The organism is Pseudomonas sp. GW821-FHT04D07 (assembly GCF_059420225.1).
In genome coordinates this window covers 15,622-30,844 of record NZ_JBWKTH010000027.1, presented here as the reverse complement: position 1 = coordinate 30,844, position 15,223 = coordinate 15,622, and the positions used below count along the sequence as shown (strand labels likewise).

Genomic DNA, 15,223 nt, shown 5'->3' with positions numbered 1-15,223 from the left:
GGCCTCTTCGCGGGCAAGCTCCGCTCCCACAGGGGTTTTCAGTCGTACTTAAAACTCAGGTACGACTCAAATACATTGTGGGAGCGGAGCTTGCCCGCGAAGAGGCCCTTGAAGCCAGCAAAAATCCTAGGGGCTGGGCGCAGGGGATTTTAAGTCCCTTGCGCCAACCAAGTCACCGCCCCTGACAGGCATCCACCCGCATCCAACGCTCCACCTGCTTGAACGCCTGCACCAGCAGGAACGAGATCACCAGATAGAACACCCCCGCCGTGAAGAACATATCCACGGTCAGGTAGTTGCGGGCAATGATGGTCCGGGTCATGCCGGTCAGTTCCAGCAGTGTCACGGTACTCGCCAGCGAGCTGGCCTTGAGCATCAGGATCACTTCGTTGCTATACGCCGGCAAGCCGATCCGCGCCGCGCGCGGCAGGATGATGTAGATCATTGCCTTGGCCCGCGACATGCCCAGCGCCCGCGCCGCTTCGATCTCGCCCGGCGGAATGGCCTGGATCGCCCCCCGCAGGATTTCCGCGATATACGCAGTGGTGTGCAAGGTCATGGTTGCCGTCGCGCACCAGAACGGGTTGCGCAGATAAGGCCACATGAAACTGTCGCGAATCGCGTCGAACTGCGCCAGTCCGTAATACACCAGGAACAGTTGCACCAGCAGCGGCGTCCCGCGGAAAAAGAAGATATAGGCGTAGGGCAGGGATCGCACATACCAGAGCTTCGAAGCCCGGGCGATGCCCAGCGGCACCGCCAGGATCAATCCCAGCACCACGGCGATGCCCACCAGTTCCAGGGTCAGCACCGCGCCCTGATAGAACTTCGGCAGCCATTTGAAGATGACTTCCCATTCCATTATGTGGTCCTCACAAAACCGCGAGCGGCACGTTTTTCCAGGAAATGCATGCCGGTCATGGCCAGGACGGTCAGGCCCAGGTACATAAAGGCCGCCACCAGGTAAAAGGTGAACGGCAGCTTGCTGAACAGCACGGCGTTCTGCGCCTGACGCATGATTTCTTCCAGGCTGATCACCGAGACCAGCGCGGTGTCTTTCATCAGGATCATGAACAGGTTGCCCAGGCCCGGCAGGGCGATACGCCACATCTGCGGCATGATCAGCCGGGTGAAGATCCGCACCTTGGACATGCCCAGTGCAACCCCGGCCTCCCGGTGACCTTTGGGTATCGCCAGGATCGCGCCACGAAACACTTCCGTGGCGTAGGCGCCAAAGCACAGGCCCAGGGCGATCACCCCGGCGGCGAACGGGTTCAGGGCCAGTTCGGGGTTACCGAATGCTTCGCCCATTGCGCTCATCAGATTGACGCTGCCGTAGTACATCAGCAGCACCCAGAGCAGTTCCGGCACGCCACGGACCAGGGTCGAATAAGCACCCCCCAGCCATTGCAGCGGCTTATACGGTGAAGTCTTGGCCAAGGCGCCGAGCAGCCCGAGCAGCAGTCCCAGGCACAGGGCCGAGAGCGCAAGCTTGACGGTCATCAGCGCGCCGGCGGCGAGCGCCGGGCCGAATCCATAGAGGTCGATATTCATGGGCAGAGGCCGGCTTTACCAGGGACAGCCGACACCTTGCGTTGAGGTGCCGGCCATCGGGGCAGGTCAGAGGATGCTGAACGGGAAGTACTTGTCGTTGATCTTCTTGTAAGTACCGTCGGCGATGATTTCCTTCAGCGCGGCATTCAGCTTCTCACGCAGTTCGTTGTCCTTCTTGCGCACGGCGATACCGATCTTGTCGCTCTCTTCCACCGGGTTGCCCTTGAACTCGTAAGGCTTGCCGGCCTCGCTTTTCAGCCATTCATAGTTGACGTATTTGTCCGCCAGAATGGCGTCCAGGCGCCCGGCCTGCAGGTCGAGGTAGGCGTTTTCCTGGGTGTCGTAGAGCTTGATGGTGACGTCGTCGCCCAGGTGGTCTTCCAGCCAGCTACCGGCCAGGGTCGAACGCTGCGCGCCGATGATCTTGCCCTTGAGCGAGGCCTTGTCGGTCTTGAACTCGGCGTCTTTCTTGGCGGCGATGAATTGCAGCTTGTTGGAGTAGTACGGGTCGGTGAAGTCGACGGCCTGCTTGCGCTCTTCGGTGATCGACATGGAGGAGATCAGGAAGTCGAATTTTTTGGTCTGCAGGGCCGGAATGATCCCGTCCCAGTCGGACGTCACGACCGTGCACTCGACCTTCATCCTGGCGCACAGGGCGTCGCCGATGTCCTTGTCGAAGCCCACGACCTGGCCGCTGGCATCCTTGTTGTTGAACGGTGGGTAAGCGGCTTCGATACCCATTTTCAGGGTTTCGGCAAAGGCACTGGCGCTGAAGGCCATGGAGACGGCAGCGGCCAGGAGGAATTTTTTGTAGGTCTGCATACGTGTTGCTCCGTTAGCGGTTGCTGGACATGAATTGTTTGCAGCGCGCCGACAGCGGGTGGTCGAAAACCTGCTGCGGGGTTCCTTGTTCTTCCACCAGGCCCTGGTGCAGGAACACCACTTCACTGGAGACCTGGCGGGCAAAGCCCATTTCGTGGGTGACCAGCAGCATGGTGCGGCCTTCTTCGGCCAGGGCGCGGATCACGTTGAGGACTTCCTGGACCATTTCCGGGTCGAGGGCCGAGGTCGGTTCGTCGAACAGGATGACCTTGGGCTGCATGGCCAGGGTCCGGGCAATGGCCGCGCGCTGTTGCTGGCCACCGGACAGTTGCGACGGGTAGGCGTGGCGCTTGTCGGCGATGCCGACCTTGGCCAGCAGGCCTTCGGCCACGTCGATGGCCTCGGCCTTGCTCTGCCCGAGCACCCGCCGTGGCGCTTCGATGATGTTGTCGAGGATGCTCATGTGTGGCCAGAGGTTGAAGTTCTGGAACACAAAGCCGATTTCGCTGCGCAGGCGGTTGATCTGCTTGCCGTCGGCGGCCACCAGCTCGCCGTTTTTCGCAGCCTTGAGCTTGAGTTCCTCGCCATTGACCAGGATCTGGCCCTGGTGCGGGTTCTCCAGCAGGTTGATGCAACGCAGGAAGGTCGACTTGCCGGAACCGGAGGAACCCAGGATCGAGATCACATCACCGTCGCGGGCGGTCAGCGAGATACCCTTGAGCACCTCCAGCTCACCGTAGCGTTTGTGCAAGTTGCGGATTTCAAGCGCGGGCGTGGCCTCAGCCATGTGCGGTCCTCATTGTCTTCTGTCGTGCTCCTGCTATTGGCGGCCTTCCTGGCGAGCGCCAAGCTAGCATAGGGAAAAGCCGGTACAGGACGGATGGGTGACAGGTTGTCGCATCGGCACAGCAGTCTGTCGCCCCATCAACAACCGAACAGCTGTTTGATCTGTCGTCCTGACCCGGCAGTCGCTTAAAAAAAGGCGCGATGGTGCCAGCTTTGGCCAAGGGTGGGAAGGGTAACCCCGCTGAGTGGGCATAGGCTTGCCCCGAAATAGGGCGTTACGCTATTTATTGGGCGTTTCTGGTGCGATTCGAGCGTCTGAATTTGAGTGTCTCGGTAACATCTTGGCAAATAGCCATTAATCTCAACGGGTTACGATTTTACGGTGTGTCGGCTTGCAGGCCCCGGAAACCGGAGATATGTAACATTTTGGCGCAAATCTTGCGTAAAAAATAAAATACGCCCCCGTTGGATTCCTGCAACAAGGTCTCCCGATGTGTAGGGCGCGCTCTTCATTGCAAAGGTAACCTCAATGAGCAGTACGCATAATTCCAATAATTTGGAGCAGGGGCTCAAGTCGCGGCATGTGACCATGTTGTCGATCGCCGGGGTGATCGGTGCCGGGCTGTTTGTCGGTTCCGGGCACGCAATCGCCGAAGCCGGCCCTGCTGTGCTGATGGCCTACGCCGCGGCCGGGACCCTGGTGGTGCTGGTGATGCGCATGCTCGCCGAAATGGCCGTGGCCTCGCCGGATACCGGTTCGTTCTCGACTTACGCCGACCGTGCCATCGGGCACTGGGCCGGTTTCACCATCGGCTGGCTGTACTGGTGGTTCTGGGTGCTGGTGATCCCGCTGGAGGCCAACGCCGCCGCGACCATCCTGCATGCCTGGTTCCCCAATGTGGCGATCTGGGCCTTTACCCTGATCATTACCTTGTTGCTGACCGCGACCAACCTGTTCAGCGTGAAGAACTATGGCGAGTTCGAGTTCTGGTTCGCGCTGATCAAGGTGATCGCGATCATCGGCTTTATCGTGCTGGGTGTGCTGGCGATCTTTGGCCTGTTGCCGACCAGCCAGGTCAGCGGCGTGTCGCATCTGGTGGACACCGTGGGCTTTATGCCCCATGGCATGGGCGCGGTATTGGCCGCGATGCTGACCACCATGTTCTCGTTCATGGGCACGGAAATCGTCACCATTGCCGCGGCTGAATCGAAAGACCCGGGCAAGCAGATCTCCAAGGCCACCAACTCGGTGATCTGGCGGATCGGCTTGTTCTACCTGGTGTCGATCTTCATCGTTGTCGCGCTGGTGCCGTGGAATGACCCGAGCCTGGCGGCGGTCGGTTCCTATCAGGTGGTGTTGGATCGCATGGGCATTCCGAATGCCAAACTGATCGTTGACCTGGTGGTGTTGGTGGCGGTGACCAGTTGCCTGAACTCGGCGCTGTATACCGCTTCGCGGATGCTCTTCTCCCTAGGCAAGCGTGGTGATGCGCCAGCCGTGTCCAAACGCACCAATGACAGCGGCACGCCTTATTGGGCGGTGATGCTGTCGACGGCGGCAGCCTTCCTGGCGGTGTTCGCCAACTATGTTGCGCCGGCGGCGGTGTTCGAGTTCCTGTTGGCCAGTTCCGGTGCCATTGCGCTGCTGGTGTACCTGGTGATCGCGGTGTCGCAGCTGCGCATGCGTCGTCAGCGCATGGCCAAGGGCGAGAAGATCGACTTCAAGATGTGGCTGTTCCCGGGGCTGACCTGGGCGGTGATTGTGTTCATCGTGGCGGTGTTGGCCGTGATGCTGTGCCAGGAAGCCCATCGTGTCGAAATTCTCGCCACGGGCTTGCTCAGTGTGCTGGTGGTGGCCGCCGGGCTGCTGGTGGCTCGCCGTCGCCGACTTGAGAAAGCCGGGCGGGTGGTGTTGAACTAATAAGGGGCTGGTGGGGCGGTGGTGACGGAGCTGGCGTAGTTTGTCTGTGGGGTCTTTGGTGTTAGTCAGGGCCCCATCGCCAGCAAGCTGGCTCCTACAAGGGTTGTGTCATACACAAAACCTGCGTAGGACACCGGACTGTAGGAGCCAGCTTGCTGGCGATGGCCGTGAACAATAACGCGGGGCATCTGATCCCCCACGTTGCTAGCCGGCGGCTTTCTGTAGCGCCTGCGAGGCCGCCACATAATCGGCCTGGAAGGCCGGGCTCTCGATCCAGGCCAGGGCCGCTTCCTCAGTGGCCTCGGTGGACCACTGGCGGTACTCGATCAGTGCCGAAAGAATAAAGTCCGTCGCTTCTTCCTCTCCCTCCTGTTCCAGCACCAGCTCCAGCAGCGGGTCCCCCAGGAACACGCTGCACATGGCCAACTGGCTGCCATGCTCGGCATCACGCATTCTTTTGAACAGGTCCGTCAGGTCGACCGAGGCGAAGTCGATCCGGTCGTCGTCCACCGGCAGCGCCTCGACCGGCTCGCTGGCACGGCGGGTCCGGTTCTGCTTGGCCTTGGCTTTCGCCCGTTGCGCGCGTTTGTCTTGCTTGTTCTGGGATGCCATGGACTCGGGTGCTTTCACAAAGAGGTAAGCGGGCAATTATCCTCCGTGAGCCGCCGCAATTCCAATCTTCCCCGGCGTTCCCGCCCGCAGTGCGCCTTTCTCCAGCCAGTGCAGCGCAATCGGCCAGAGCTTTTCCTGGTATTGGCTACGAAAAAAGGCGAAATGCCCCACCTCTGACTCTTCGATATCTTCAGGCGCAATGCGCAGGTGAGTGCGGGCACTGGCGCTGAAGTAGGCCAGCAGCCGTTCGATGGCGGCGACCGTGCCGAATGGGTCGTCGGTCAGGCTGACTGCGAGGATTTGCGCCTTGACCCGGGAAAACGGCAGCGTGGCCAGTTGGCGTCCACTGGGGCGCTTTTCGTAGCGCGCGGTCGGGGTGCTCCAGTCGCGTACCACTCCGGCCGGGGTGTCCTCCAGCCAGCCGAGGCGCTTGCCGGGGAAGTAGCCGTAGAGGCCGGTCAGCAGCGGCATGACCAGGTGCCATTTGCCGAACATCTGCCAGCGGCTGGCGGGTGCATAGTCGCGCCAGTAGGCGAATTGCCCGCCGACGCTGACCACCCGGCGAATCAACGGGCCCGAGGCCGCCAGCCCGACCGCGCAGCCGCCGAAGCTGTGGGCAACGACATCGATGGGCTGGCCGGGGTGCTCGCGCGCCGCCCGTTGCAGCATGGCTTCGAAATCCAGCGCGCCCCAGTCGGTCCAGGACGCCTTGAGCCCGCGCAGCGTCGCCGGGCGCGATTCGCCGATGCCGCGATAGTCGTAGCTGATGACATCCATGCCGTTGGCAAACAGGTAGTCGGCAAAGCGCGCGTAATGGCGGCAGCGCACCGAAGTGGCGGCGTTGATGATCACCACGGGCCGCACGCGGCTGCCGTCGCCGTGGCGCCAGGCGAAACCGCCCAGCGCGAAGCCGTCGGCGGCCCGTTCGATGAACGGCTCGGCGCGCACTGCGTCGGGCGAGAGACAGGGTTGGCTGTTGATCGAGCTCATTGGACGGCTTCCTGGCATGGCATGTGTCTGATCCTTGAACGCTATTGGCGTCTCGATACAGTGCTTGCCGCTGGACAAATCGATGCCCGATACTGCCGTTGCTATCGGATCACGAGACGCTCACCTTCAGACGGCGGCTGTTTCAACAAGGGAATGCCATGTTCCAGATAGACCGCAACAGCAAGACGCTGCTGGTAGACCAGATCAGAAACGCGATCATTGCCCGTATTGAATCCTTTCAGTGGGTCCAGGGCGGGCGACTGCCGTCTGTCCGTGCGCTGGCCAAGCAGCTGGGCGTCAGCATCTTCACGGTGAGCAGTGCCTACGAGGACCTGGTGGCGCAGCACATCATCGAGTCGCGTCCGGGCGCGGGCTATTTCATCCTGGCCTGCCATTCGGTCGGCCCGCTCAAGGACATTGACACGCTGGTGCCGCCGTCCAGTGAGCACTCGAGTTTTATCTTCCGTGCACTGGATCCGACGCAATACGATATTCCCGTCAGTTCCGGCTACTTTCCCCCGGCCTGGCTGGCCGACGCGGTCCCGGCATCCGTGACCGGGCGGCTGATTCGTAACACACTTTCCTGCAGCACTCCAGCGCCGGCGGCCGGCAGCCCGGACCTGCGCGCGGTGATTGCGCGCAAATTGCGCGAAGTCCATATCAGCGTGTCCAGTAGCCAGATCGTGGTCACCATGGGTGCTACCCATGCGTTTTCCCTGCTGCGCAGCATCCTCCTGAGTCCCGGGGATTACCTGCTGGTGGAGGACCCCAGTTACCTGCTGCTGCAACTCAAGCTGATCAAGGATCGCGACTTCAAGATCATCACCGTGCCGCGCTTGGATGACGGTCCGGACCTGGCGGCGATGGAAGCGATGCTGATCAAGTATCGACCGAAACTGTTCCTGACCCAGACCCTGATCCACAACCCCACTGGCGGCAGTACGTCTCCGGAGAAGGGGTTCAAGCTGTTGTCGCTGGCCCGCCAGTATGATTTTCATATCATTGAGGACGATATTTTCGGAGCGCTGTCGTCGCGCCAGACACTTCGGCTCGCCAGCCTGGATGGCTGCGAAAGGATTTTCTATATCAGCGGTTTCAGCAAGGTACTGAGTCCGGCGCTGCGCCTGGGCTATGTGGCGGCGCCAGCGGCCTTTGTCGAGCGACTGGTCGAGCAGAAAATGTACAACTTGCTCAGCGGCTCGGCGATTGACGAAACCATCGTGACCCACACGCTGGAGTCCGGTCGTTATCAGCATCATCTGGATGTGCTGGGTCAGCGGGTCATGCAGGAGCGCTCAAGGGCGCGGGAGTGGCTGGGGGCTGTCGGTGTGGTGTTTGATGAGCGCGGCGCTGAAGGCTTGTTTCTCTGGGGGCGTCTGCCGGAGCAGGTGAATATCCCGAACCTGGTCGAACAGGCCCATCACGCCGGCATATTACTGGCACCAGGCGCCTTGTTCAGCAATACCGGCGAATATGACCAGTACATCCGCTTCAATGTCAGCCACTGCAATCATCCTGGGTTCAAGCGTTTTCTCCAGGCGCATATCGCGTCGGTGCTGCCCATCGAGCACGGTGCCTGAGGGCGTGGCGCGTGAGCTCAGGCGTTGGTCGTGCTGCGTAGGATCTGTCCGCCTGCCGCTTCGATTATCGAGCTGAGCTTTTCATATTGGGCTTCGGGGATGAAGGCGCCGAGGAAGACCGAGCCGAGGCTGCGCTGCCAGAGTTTGAAGTAGCGTTCCAGGCTCATGACTTCGCTCAGGTTCTGATAGGAGAAGATGGTGCCCTCAAGGATGATGACCTCATCGCTGTCCTGCAAATTCTGAATGCACAGCTCGTCATCCACTTCCGCGTTGTTGATGATCAGTCTGATGTTCTCGATCCAGTGCAGTGGCCTGCCGTCATGGCTCAGCCACACGGCGGGCTCGGCATAAAAGGATTTCAGTGCGGCTCCAGTGGTTTTCGTCGACATGGATGGCTCCAGTTCACTTTTTTTCGGCTTTGAACCGCAGGCATGTGCAGTCCAGCGTCCACTGGTTGTTGCTGTCCAGAAGCTCGGTGGACAGTTCGTCGCTCAGTTCATTCAAAAACCCATCTTGAGAGGCGCTGGGCAACAGTGCCAGGTAGCGGCCACCGAACATTTTTAGCCATTGGGCAATCGAACAATCCAGGCTCATCCCGCAACACGCCCCTTTGCTGCGGCTCACCGCTCTGACAAAAAGATGTCGTTGAGATTCTATTCAAGGATGAGAGCGGCTCGACCGCCGAACAGGGGCTCAGGTACGTTTGGACAGCCATACCAAGATGATGACAATAGCGCAGACCAATGGTGTCAGCCAGTTCCAGGCTTCCCCCATCAGCCAGATCGAGAAGCCGAAAGTGAAGAACGGTTGGAGCAACTGCAGCTGGCTGATTCGCTGGATACCGCCGAGTGCGAGGGCACGGTTCCAGGAAAAGAAGCCCAGCAGCGAATTGACCAGCGCCAGGAACAACAAGGCGGCGATACCGGTGCTCGGCAGGTGGGCGATGGTGTTGCTGTCGAAGAGCCACAGACTGGCCGGCAGCAGCACGGGCAGGCTGATGACCAGGGTCCAGCACATGACCTGCCAGCCTGGCAGTTCCTTGGACAGCGCGCCGCCCTGGGCATAGCCGAAGCCCGCCAGGGCGACAGCGCCGAGCAGGGCGAGGTCGCCGACGTAGATGTCGGAAACATTCGACTTCATCACCGTGTACGACATGACCACCAGGAAGCCCAGGCTGGAGATCGCCCAGAAGGCCTTGGACGGCCGGGTGCCGGTGATCAGGGTGCCGAAGATCGCCGTGGACAGCGGCAAGGCGGCCAGGACCACGCCGCCGTGGCTGACGGGCACGTACTGCATGCCCAGTGCGGTGAGGATCGGGAAACCGTAGACGATCCCGGTGGAGGTCAGCAGCATGCGCTTGATCTGTGAGCGGTTAGGAAACTTGGCGCGGCCAATGAGCAAAAAGGGAATCGCGGCGAAGGCCGCGATCACCGAACGGAAGATCCCGACCTGGACGGCGCTCAGATCGCCCGCGAGCATTTTTGCCGCGGGCAGGGTCATGGCAAAGGCCGCCACTGAGATCAGGCCCAGGAAATAGGCTTGCAGGTCTTGACTCTTGATCTCGGGAAGGCTTGCTACGTTGGCTTGCGTCATGCTGACGGCTCCTTTCGGTGCTGGGGAGGGATCCGGGGCTGGCTGGAGATCCGTGAAAATGCTCTTCAGAGCGTGCAGGCGTCATTGGCGCTGGCCTTCAACCACAGACGCAGCTCCGTCTTGAGGAGCTCGCCGTAGCTGTTTTTGAGCAGTAGGTTGCGCAGGTCTGTCGGGTAGATAGGCGCGTCGCCATAGATGATGGTCTTGATTCCCTTGCCGTCGTGGCCTTGGCGGCGGGCCTGCTCGACCATGCCGGTGAACATGGCGGGGGCCACGAACAAGGTGATATTGCCGAGCCCGCTGGTCAGCTCGAACAGCTCTTCGGCCTTGAAGTCGCGGGATTCCGGGACGATATGGCGAGCGGCCCGACGCACATGGATCAGGCTGTAGAGCCCGGCGCAGTGCGACATCGGTGCGGCATACACCACGGCCTCATTGGCGTCGAACGGATCGACATCGGGCGAACAGTCTTGCGACATGGCCGTCAAGTTGCCGTGGCTGAGCATCACTGCCTTGGCGTCGTCTGTGCTGCTGGCGGTGTAGAACAACCAGGCGAGGTCATCGGCGTGACGCGGATAGGGTGTGCCCGGTGACGAAGTTATTGAGGTGAGTGCGCCCATGTCCTCCCGATCCAGTTCGTGGCAGCCCAGGGGCAGTCTCTCGGGGGCGACAAAGGCGCCGTAGTTGGCGACTTGCTGCCGCCCCTCGAACAAGGCCGCACGCTTCGGCTGGCGAAGGCCGGCTGCGTCCAGCCAGTTGGCGATATTCATGTTTGGCTCCTGCGTGCCTGAAGGACAGGTGCAGACTAATCAGCCTGATGGGGTGAGTACCGGTACGGTTGGGAAGGCGTGCAACGAACTGTCTTGTTGGTCGACCATGACAGTTGCCGGGCGAGGGGATGGGAGCGTGGTGGTGCGAAGTGGAAGAGGCCAGTGGCGTTGCGCAAATCGGGCCGTGGGCAGGGCTGCAGGTGAAAAGGATGGGGAGGAAATTCAGGCAACAAAAAACCCGCACTAGGCGGGTTTCTTGTGGGCTTTCAGATGATGCTGACACCACCTGAAACTAATTAGTGGTGCCCAGAGACGGAATCGAACCGCCGACACGGGGATTTTCAATCCCCTGCTCTACCGACTGAGCTATCTGGGCAACGGGGCGCATTAAACGGGTTTTTCGAGGGGTCGTCAAGCACGATTTCAAAAAATATTTAATTATTACCGTCGCTTACGACCCAAAGCTGTTCCAGCCCTGATTATTCGGCCGGCGGCACGTAGCCTTCGGCCTTGGCGTATTCCTCGCCGGAAAAGAACTTGTCCATCTCGCCCTGGATGTATTTGCGGTCTTCGCCGTTCATCATGTTCAGGCGTTTTTCGTTGATCAGCAGGGTCTGGTGCTTCAACCAGTCGCCCCAGGCTTTCTGCGAAATATGTTCGAAAATATCCAGGCCCTTGGCACCCGGGTACGGAGGGCGCTCAAGGCCGGGCAGTTCTTCGTGGTACTTGCGGCACATTACGGTGCGGGTCATGACGACTCTCCTGCATTCAAAACGTCGGCTGCCCGTTTGAGCAGCTTTTTCACCGGGGCGGCAAGGCCCAGGCGCGGCGGGGTGGCGAGGTTATACCAGAGCCAGTCGGCCTCGGCCACGTGATGGGCGCTCGCCTCGACCTGCACCAGCCACGGCTCGATGGCCAACTGGAAGTGGCTGAAGGTGTGGGTCAGGTTCGGCAGCGCCTGTTGTGCCCCCAGTTCCAACGAGTGCTGCGCCGCCAGGTGCGGCAGGTCGTCGAGGTCGTCCAGCTCCGGCAGGCTCCATAAACCGCCCCAGAGGCCGCTGGAAGGGCGACGGTAAAGCAGAATGGCGCCCTCGCGGTTGGCGAGCAGCGGCATCAGGGTGCGCTTCTGCGGCACGCTCTTGCGCGGCTTGGGAATCGGGTAGCGGGTTTCCAGGCCGAGCAGGTGTGCTTCGCAGCCGACTTTCAGCGGGCACAGCAGGCAGCTGGGCTTGCTGCGGGTGCACAGGGTCGCGCCCAGGTCCATCATCGCCTGGGTGTAATGGTTCACCCGGGTGGCGGGGGTAAAACGCTCGGCGTTGGCCCAGAGCTGCCTGGCCACCTTGGGTTCGCCCGGGTAGCCCTCCTGGGCGGTGTAGCGCGCCAGCACGCGCTTGACGTTGCCGTCGAGGATCGCCGCGCGCAGGCCCATGCTGATGCTGGCGATGGCGCCGGCGGTGGACAGACCGATGCCCGGCAGCTCGGTGAGTTGCTCGACGTCGCGGGGAAACTCGCCGCCATGCTCGGCAACGACGATCTTCGCGGTCTTCTGCAGGTTGCGCGCCCGGGTGTAGTAACCCAGGCCCGTCCACAGGTGCAGCACTTCATCTTCCGGCGCGGCGGCCAGGGCTTCCACCGTCGGCAGCGAGTCCATGAAACGGTCGAAGTAGTTCAGCACGGTGCTGACCTGGGTCTGCTGCAACATGATCTCCGACACCCACACCCGATACGGCGTGATGCCCTGCTGCCAGGGCAGGTCGTGGCGGCCGTGGCGGTCGTACCAATCCAGCACGGCGCTGGAAAACTGCTCGGCTCTCATCGCTTGAACAGCCCCTTGAGTGCGTCCTTGAGTTCGGGACTGACCTTGTCGCCAAGCTTTTCTTCAAGCTTGTCGTTCAGTTTGTTGCCGGCCAGGCGCGCGGCGACCTGGCCGAGGCCGTCCTTGTCGATACGGCAGGCCTTGGCGCCCAGCTCCAGCGGGCCACGGCAGCGCAGTGGCCATTCGATCCCGGCGAAGCGTTCGTTGACCTGGCAGGCCGGGTCCGGCATGTCGCTCTTGTCGCCTTCGACGATGATGCCGATGCGGTAGTCCATGCCCAGCACGCGCAGGTCGATATCGCCGTTGCCGTTGACGCTCAGGCCCGGGATATTGACTTTCAGGTCCGGGTTGTTGGCCACGCCGTTGTGCAGGCTCAGGCTGCCCTTGAGGTCCTGGAACGGTGTGTCCTTGCCCCGCGGTTCGCTGCTCAGGGTCTTGCGATTGAGGGTGGCGATGCCGGTGCACAGTTGCTGTTCGAGGTTGGCGTTGAGCAGCAGTCCGTCGTTGAGGGTGAAGCTGGCCGTGCCGTTGAGGCTGTCGATCAGGGCTTTCTGGCTGTTGCCGGTGGCGGTCAGGTCGCTGCTGAGGGTCAGGGCGCCCTTGACCGGCGGTTTCTGTCCCTGGGCTTGCAGGATGCGTTCGACCGGCACCCGGTTCAGCCGCGGTTGCAGGCTCAGGCGTGGCACGTCGGGGCGCACGTCGAGACTGCCCTTGGCGCTGAAGCTGCCGCCGTAGAGCTCGCCGCGCAGGTCGTTGAGGGTCAGCACGCCACCCAGGCCGGTGACCTTGAGGGCGGCGTTGTTGATCGGCAGCTTCTTCAGGGTCAGTTGGTCGAAGCCGAGATCGGCGTCGATGTCGAGGCTGCGCAGGCGTTCGATGGGCAGCAGCTTGTCGCTGCTCCAGGCGCCCTTGGTCGGGGATTCCGGCAATGGCGAGCTACTGGCGATGGCGTTGGCTTCGCTGTTCATCACGTCGGCCTGGCGGACTTTCGAGGCGCTGTCGGCGTCGGCCGATTTCGGCGGCAGGTAGTGGTCGGCGTCGAACGTGTCGCCCTTGAGTTGCACGCGCAGGGATTGCTTGGCGAAATCCTCGATGGCGACGCGGCCAGTGAAGTTGCTGTCATCGAGCTTCAGGTTGAGGCCGTCCAGTACCAGGCTGGTGGGCGTGCCGGTGAGGTGGGTGATCAACTCGACTTTGCTCAGGCTGCCGTCGGCCACGCTCGGCAGGGGCTGGCCGATGCTGTCGAGAAACTTCATCAGGTCCAGCTGGGCAATCGACAGCGTCCCGTTGAGTTGTGGGGTCTTGTTCAGGTCGTTGGCCTTCAGCTCGCCGAGGGCGCGCAGTTGGTTGGCCGACAACTTCAGGCTGGTCCATTCGGCGACGTTCGCCGCCATGTCCACCAGCAACTGGCCCTGGGCAGAGAAAGTCAGCGATTTGCCTTGCAACGGATCACCCGACAGTTCGCCACCGAGGCGCATGTCTTCGAACTGGTAGCGCTTGAGCACACGGTCGAAACGCAGGTTGCCGCTGAGTTCGGTGCGGGCCCGCAGGACCGGCTGGTTGGTGCCGAAGAAGGCGGTGAACTTGACTGGGATTTCCTTGCCATCATGCACCGCGCCGGTGCTCAGCTGGATGCTTTCCGAGGTGATCTGGCGGCCGGTCTTTTCATCATTGAACTCGATCCGGGCGTTGTTGACGGTCAGGCTGTCGATGTCCAGGCGGATGGGTTGCGAGGGTTTTTCTTCCGCCTCTGCAATGGCCGGTTCGGCGGCCTTGGCGGTCTGCGCGGTGATGCTGGCGCCAGGGGCCGGGTGGCCGATGTCCTGCCAGTTGCCGTGGCCGTCCTTGTCGCGGTTGAGCCGCAGGTTCAGGCCTTCGACACGGACATCGCTCATCTGCACTTCACGGCGCAGCAGCGGCAGTACGCGTACCGACAGGCCGAGCATCTGCAGATCGGCAAACGGCTGGGTCGGGGTGGCCAGGGTCGCCACGCTGGCATCGTGCAGCTCCAGGCCCAGCCAGGGGAAAAGGCTCCAACCGATGTCGCCATTGAGGGTCAGCTCAATGTGGGCCTTGTCGCGGGCAATCTGGCGAATCTCGTTTTTATAGTCGTTGGGATTGAACAGGTGGGTCAGGGCAAAGCCTGCCGCCACGATGATCAGCAACAAGCCGAGAAGCCCCAGACCCAGGATTTTGCCGAACGCTTTCATGGGCGAATCCTTGTAGTCAGTGGAATTTGAAATTTAGCTCGCGAGTATAGCGTCACGGCGCTGGCGGCAGGACACGGATGCTCCTTACAGCGGGTCCAGGGCAATCTGCAGCTTGGCCGCCAGCGCCTGGGCCTCGAGATGCCCGGCGGGCGCCTGGAGTCGCAGCTGCGCTCCTGACAGTCTGGCCATTCGTGAGGCTTCTGCCACTAGTCGTTCGGCTACCCCGCGGCGCCTGGTGACTTTTCTGACGCAAAGTTGGGATAAAAGCCAGAAGTCCGCGTGCCGTTCCAGGCGCGCCGCGCCCAGCAGGCGGTCGTTGAAGCGTCCGGCGATGAGGCTGCCGTCGGCCAGGGCGGTTTCGATCAGTTGCTGGCCGTCGGCTTGCGGCGCGAAGAGCCAGGGCGGGGCGTCCTGGTAGATCTTCTGCAGGTCCTGCTGGTCCTGGTAGGTGGCTTCGGTGAGGGACTCGACAACGATGGGCATAAAATCCTCGAATGTCCGGGAAGGGCTTTTTGTAGGAGCGAGCTTGCTCGCGATGGTAGTCCAGGCACCGCGGGGTATCAGGCGCC

16 protein-coding genes and 1 tRNA gene are annotated in these 15,223 nt (G+C 61.6%); 2 read left to right on the top strand and 15 right to left on the bottom strand.

What is annotated here, in order from left to right:
• Window positions 1-172: 172 nt before the first annotated feature.
• The 4 genes from AC07T0_RS25095 to AC07T0_RS25080 all read right to left on the bottom strand — a co-directional run bounded on the left by AC07T0_RS25095 (window position 173) and on the right by AC07T0_RS25080 (window position 3,163).
• Entirely contained in the window at window positions 173-862 is a 690-nt protein-coding gene (locus AC07T0_RS25095; RefSeq protein ID WP_495003714.1) for an ABC transporter permease, read from the bottom strand.
• The gene (locus AC07T0_RS25090; protein ID WP_495003713.1) at window positions 862-1,554 is read right to left on the bottom strand and encodes an ABC transporter permease; all 693 of its coding nucleotides are present in this window, start codon (window positions 1,552-1,554) and stop codon (window positions 862-864) included. The genes AC07T0_RS25095 and AC07T0_RS25090 overlap by 1 nt, the downstream gene beginning before the upstream one ends.
• Window positions 1,555-1,620: 66 nt before the next feature.
• Window positions 1,621-2,376, bottom strand: a complete 756-nt coding sequence (locus AC07T0_RS25085; RefSeq protein ID WP_495003712.1) for an ABC transporter substrate-binding protein — start codon at window positions 2,374-2,376, stop codon at window positions 1,621-1,623.
• Between the two features lie 13 nt (window positions 2,377-2,389).
• Complete coding sequence (locus AC07T0_RS25080) at window positions 2,390-3,163, bottom strand: ABC transporter ATP-binding protein (protein ID WP_495003711.1); 774 nt, start codon at window positions 3,161-3,163, stop codon at window positions 2,390-2,392.
• 528 nt (window positions 3,164-3,691) lie between these two features.
• On the opposite strand from AC07T0_RS25080, the gene gabP reads away from it, so the two are divergent.
• A complete protein-coding gene (gene gabP, locus AC07T0_RS25075) occupies window positions 3,692-5,083 on the top strand; it encodes a GABA permease (protein ID WP_495003710.1) in 1,392 nt (463 codons plus the stop codon).
• A 204-nt stretch (window positions 5,084-5,287) separates the two neighbouring features.
• Here gabP and AC07T0_RS25070 read toward each other — a convergent pair whose 3' ends face one another.
• A complete protein-coding gene (locus AC07T0_RS25070; protein WP_495003709.1) occupies window positions 5,288-5,695 on the bottom strand; it encodes a hypothetical protein in 408 nt (135 codons plus the stop codon).
• A 36-nt stretch (window positions 5,696-5,731) separates the two neighbouring features.
• Window positions 5,732-6,685, bottom strand: a complete 954-nt coding sequence (locus tag AC07T0_RS25065) for an alpha/beta hydrolase family protein (protein WP_495003708.1) — start codon at window positions 6,683-6,685, stop codon at window positions 5,732-5,734.
• A 158-nt stretch (window positions 6,686-6,843) separates the two neighbouring features.
• Here AC07T0_RS25065 and AC07T0_RS25060 point away from each other — a divergent pair, with 158 nt between their 5' ends.
• Complete coding sequence (locus tag AC07T0_RS25060; RefSeq protein WP_495003707.1) at window positions 6,844-8,265, top strand: aminotransferase-like domain-containing protein; 1,422 nt, start codon at window positions 6,844-6,846, stop codon at window positions 8,263-8,265.
• 17 nt (window positions 8,266-8,282) lie between these two features.
• On the opposite strand, the gene AC07T0_RS25055 is transcribed toward AC07T0_RS25060, so the two are convergent.
• From AC07T0_RS25055 to AC07T0_RS25015, 9 genes are all read right to left on the bottom strand, one after another.
• Window positions 8,283-8,654: a hypothetical protein gene (locus tag AC07T0_RS25055; protein ID WP_495003706.1), complete on the bottom strand. Its 372-nt coding sequence runs from the start codon at window positions 8,652-8,654 to the stop codon at window positions 8,283-8,285.
• Between the two features lie 13 nt (window positions 8,655-8,667).
• Window positions 8,668-8,859, bottom strand: coding sequence for a hypothetical protein (locus tag AC07T0_RS25050; RefSeq protein ID WP_495003705.1), 192 nt, complete (start codon window positions 8,857-8,859; stop codon window positions 8,668-8,670).
• Between the two features lie 99 nt (window positions 8,860-8,958).
• Window positions 8,959-9,858: a DMT family transporter gene (locus AC07T0_RS25045; RefSeq protein WP_495003704.1), complete on the bottom strand. Its 900-nt coding sequence runs from the start codon at window positions 9,856-9,858 to the stop codon at window positions 8,959-8,961.
• 65 nt (window positions 9,859-9,923) lie between these two features.
• A complete protein-coding gene (locus tag AC07T0_RS25040) occupies window positions 9,924-10,628 on the bottom strand; it encodes an AMP-binding protein (RefSeq protein WP_495003703.1) in 705 nt (234 codons plus the stop codon).
• 300 nt (window positions 10,629-10,928) lie between these two features.
• Window positions 10,929-11,004: transfer RNA gene (locus tag AC07T0_RS25035), tRNA-Phe, on the bottom strand.
• Between the two features lie 103 nt (window positions 11,005-11,107).
• Window positions 11,108-11,380, bottom strand: coding sequence for an oxidative damage protection protein (locus AC07T0_RS25030; protein ID WP_248798071.1), 273 nt, complete (start codon window positions 11,378-11,380; stop codon window positions 11,108-11,110).
• Entirely contained in the window at window positions 11,377-12,444 is a 1,068-nt protein-coding gene (gene mutY, locus AC07T0_RS25025) for an A/G-specific adenine glycosylase (protein ID WP_495003702.1), read from the bottom strand. The genes AC07T0_RS25030 and mutY overlap by 4 nt, the downstream gene beginning before the upstream one ends.
• Window positions 12,441-14,654, bottom strand: a complete 2,214-nt coding sequence (locus tag AC07T0_RS25020) for an AsmA family protein (protein ID WP_495003701.1) — start codon at window positions 14,652-14,654, stop codon at window positions 12,441-12,443. Before AC07T0_RS25020 ends, mutY begins: the two co-directional genes overlap by 4 nt.
• Window positions 14,655-14,738: 84 nt before the next feature.
• Window positions 14,739-15,137: an acetyl-CoA sensor PanZ family protein gene (locus AC07T0_RS25015; protein ID WP_495003700.1), complete on the bottom strand. Its 399-nt coding sequence runs from the start codon at window positions 15,135-15,137 to the stop codon at window positions 14,739-14,741.
• Window positions 15,138-15,223: the final 86 nt, after the last annotated feature.

Bases quoted from the DNA above. Each gene is read 5' to 3' on its own strand.
- AC07T0_RS25095 (WP_495003714.1), bottom strand. From the start codon at position 862: ATGGAATGGGAAGTCATCTTCAAATGGCTGCCGAAGTTCTATCAGGGC.
- AC07T0_RS25090 (WP_495003713.1), bottom strand. From the start codon at position 1,554: ATGAATATCGACCTCTATGGATTCGGCCCGGCGCTCGCCGCCGGCGCG.
- AC07T0_RS25085 (WP_495003712.1), bottom strand. From the start codon at position 2,376: ATGCAGACCTACAAAAAATTCCTCCTGGCCGCTGCCGTCTCCATGGCC.
- AC07T0_RS25080 (WP_495003711.1), bottom strand. From the start codon at position 3,163: ATGGCTGAGGCCACGCCCGCGCTTGAAATCCGCAACTTGCACAAACGC.
- gabP (WP_495003710.1), top strand. From the start codon at position 3,692: ATGAGCAGTACGCATAATTCCAATAATTTGGAGCAGGGGCTCAAGTCG.
- AC07T0_RS25070 (WP_495003709.1), bottom strand. From the start codon at position 5,695: ATGGCATCCCAGAACAAGCAAGACAAACGCGCGCAACGGGCGAAAGCC.
- AC07T0_RS25065 (WP_495003708.1), bottom strand. From the start codon at position 6,685: ATGAGCTCGATCAACAGCCAACCCTGTCTCTCGCCCGACGCAGTGCGC.
- AC07T0_RS25060 (WP_495003707.1), top strand. From the start codon at position 6,844: ATGTTCCAGATAGACCGCAACAGCAAGACGCTGCTGGTAGACCAGATC.
- AC07T0_RS25055 (WP_495003706.1), bottom strand. From the start codon at position 8,654: ATGTCGACGAAAACCACTGGAGCCGCACTGAAATCCTTTTATGCCGAG.
- AC07T0_RS25050 (WP_495003705.1), bottom strand. From the start codon at position 8,859: ATGAGCCTGGATTGTTCGATTGCCCAATGGCTAAAAATGTTCGGTGGC.
- AC07T0_RS25045 (WP_495003704.1), bottom strand. From the start codon at position 9,858: ATGACGCAAGCCAACGTAGCAAGCCTTCCCGAGATCAAGAGTCAAGAC.
- AC07T0_RS25040 (WP_495003703.1), bottom strand. From the start codon at position 10,628: ATGAATATCGCCAACTGGCTGGACGCAGCCGGCCTTCGCCAGCCGAAG.
- AC07T0_RS25030 (WP_248798071.1), bottom strand. From the start codon at position 11,380: ATGACCCGCACCGTAATGTGCCGCAAGTACCACGAAGAACTGCCCGGC.
- mutY (WP_495003702.1), bottom strand. From the start codon at position 12,444: ATGAGAGCCGAGCAGTTTTCCAGCGCCGTGCTGGATTGGTACGACCGC.
- AC07T0_RS25020 (WP_495003701.1), bottom strand. From the start codon at position 14,654: ATGAAAGCGTTCGGCAAAATCCTGGGTCTGGGGCTTCTCGGCTTGTTG.
- AC07T0_RS25015 (WP_495003700.1), bottom strand. From the start codon at position 15,137: ATGCCCATCGTTGTCGAGTCCCTCACCGAAGCCACCTACCAGGACCAG.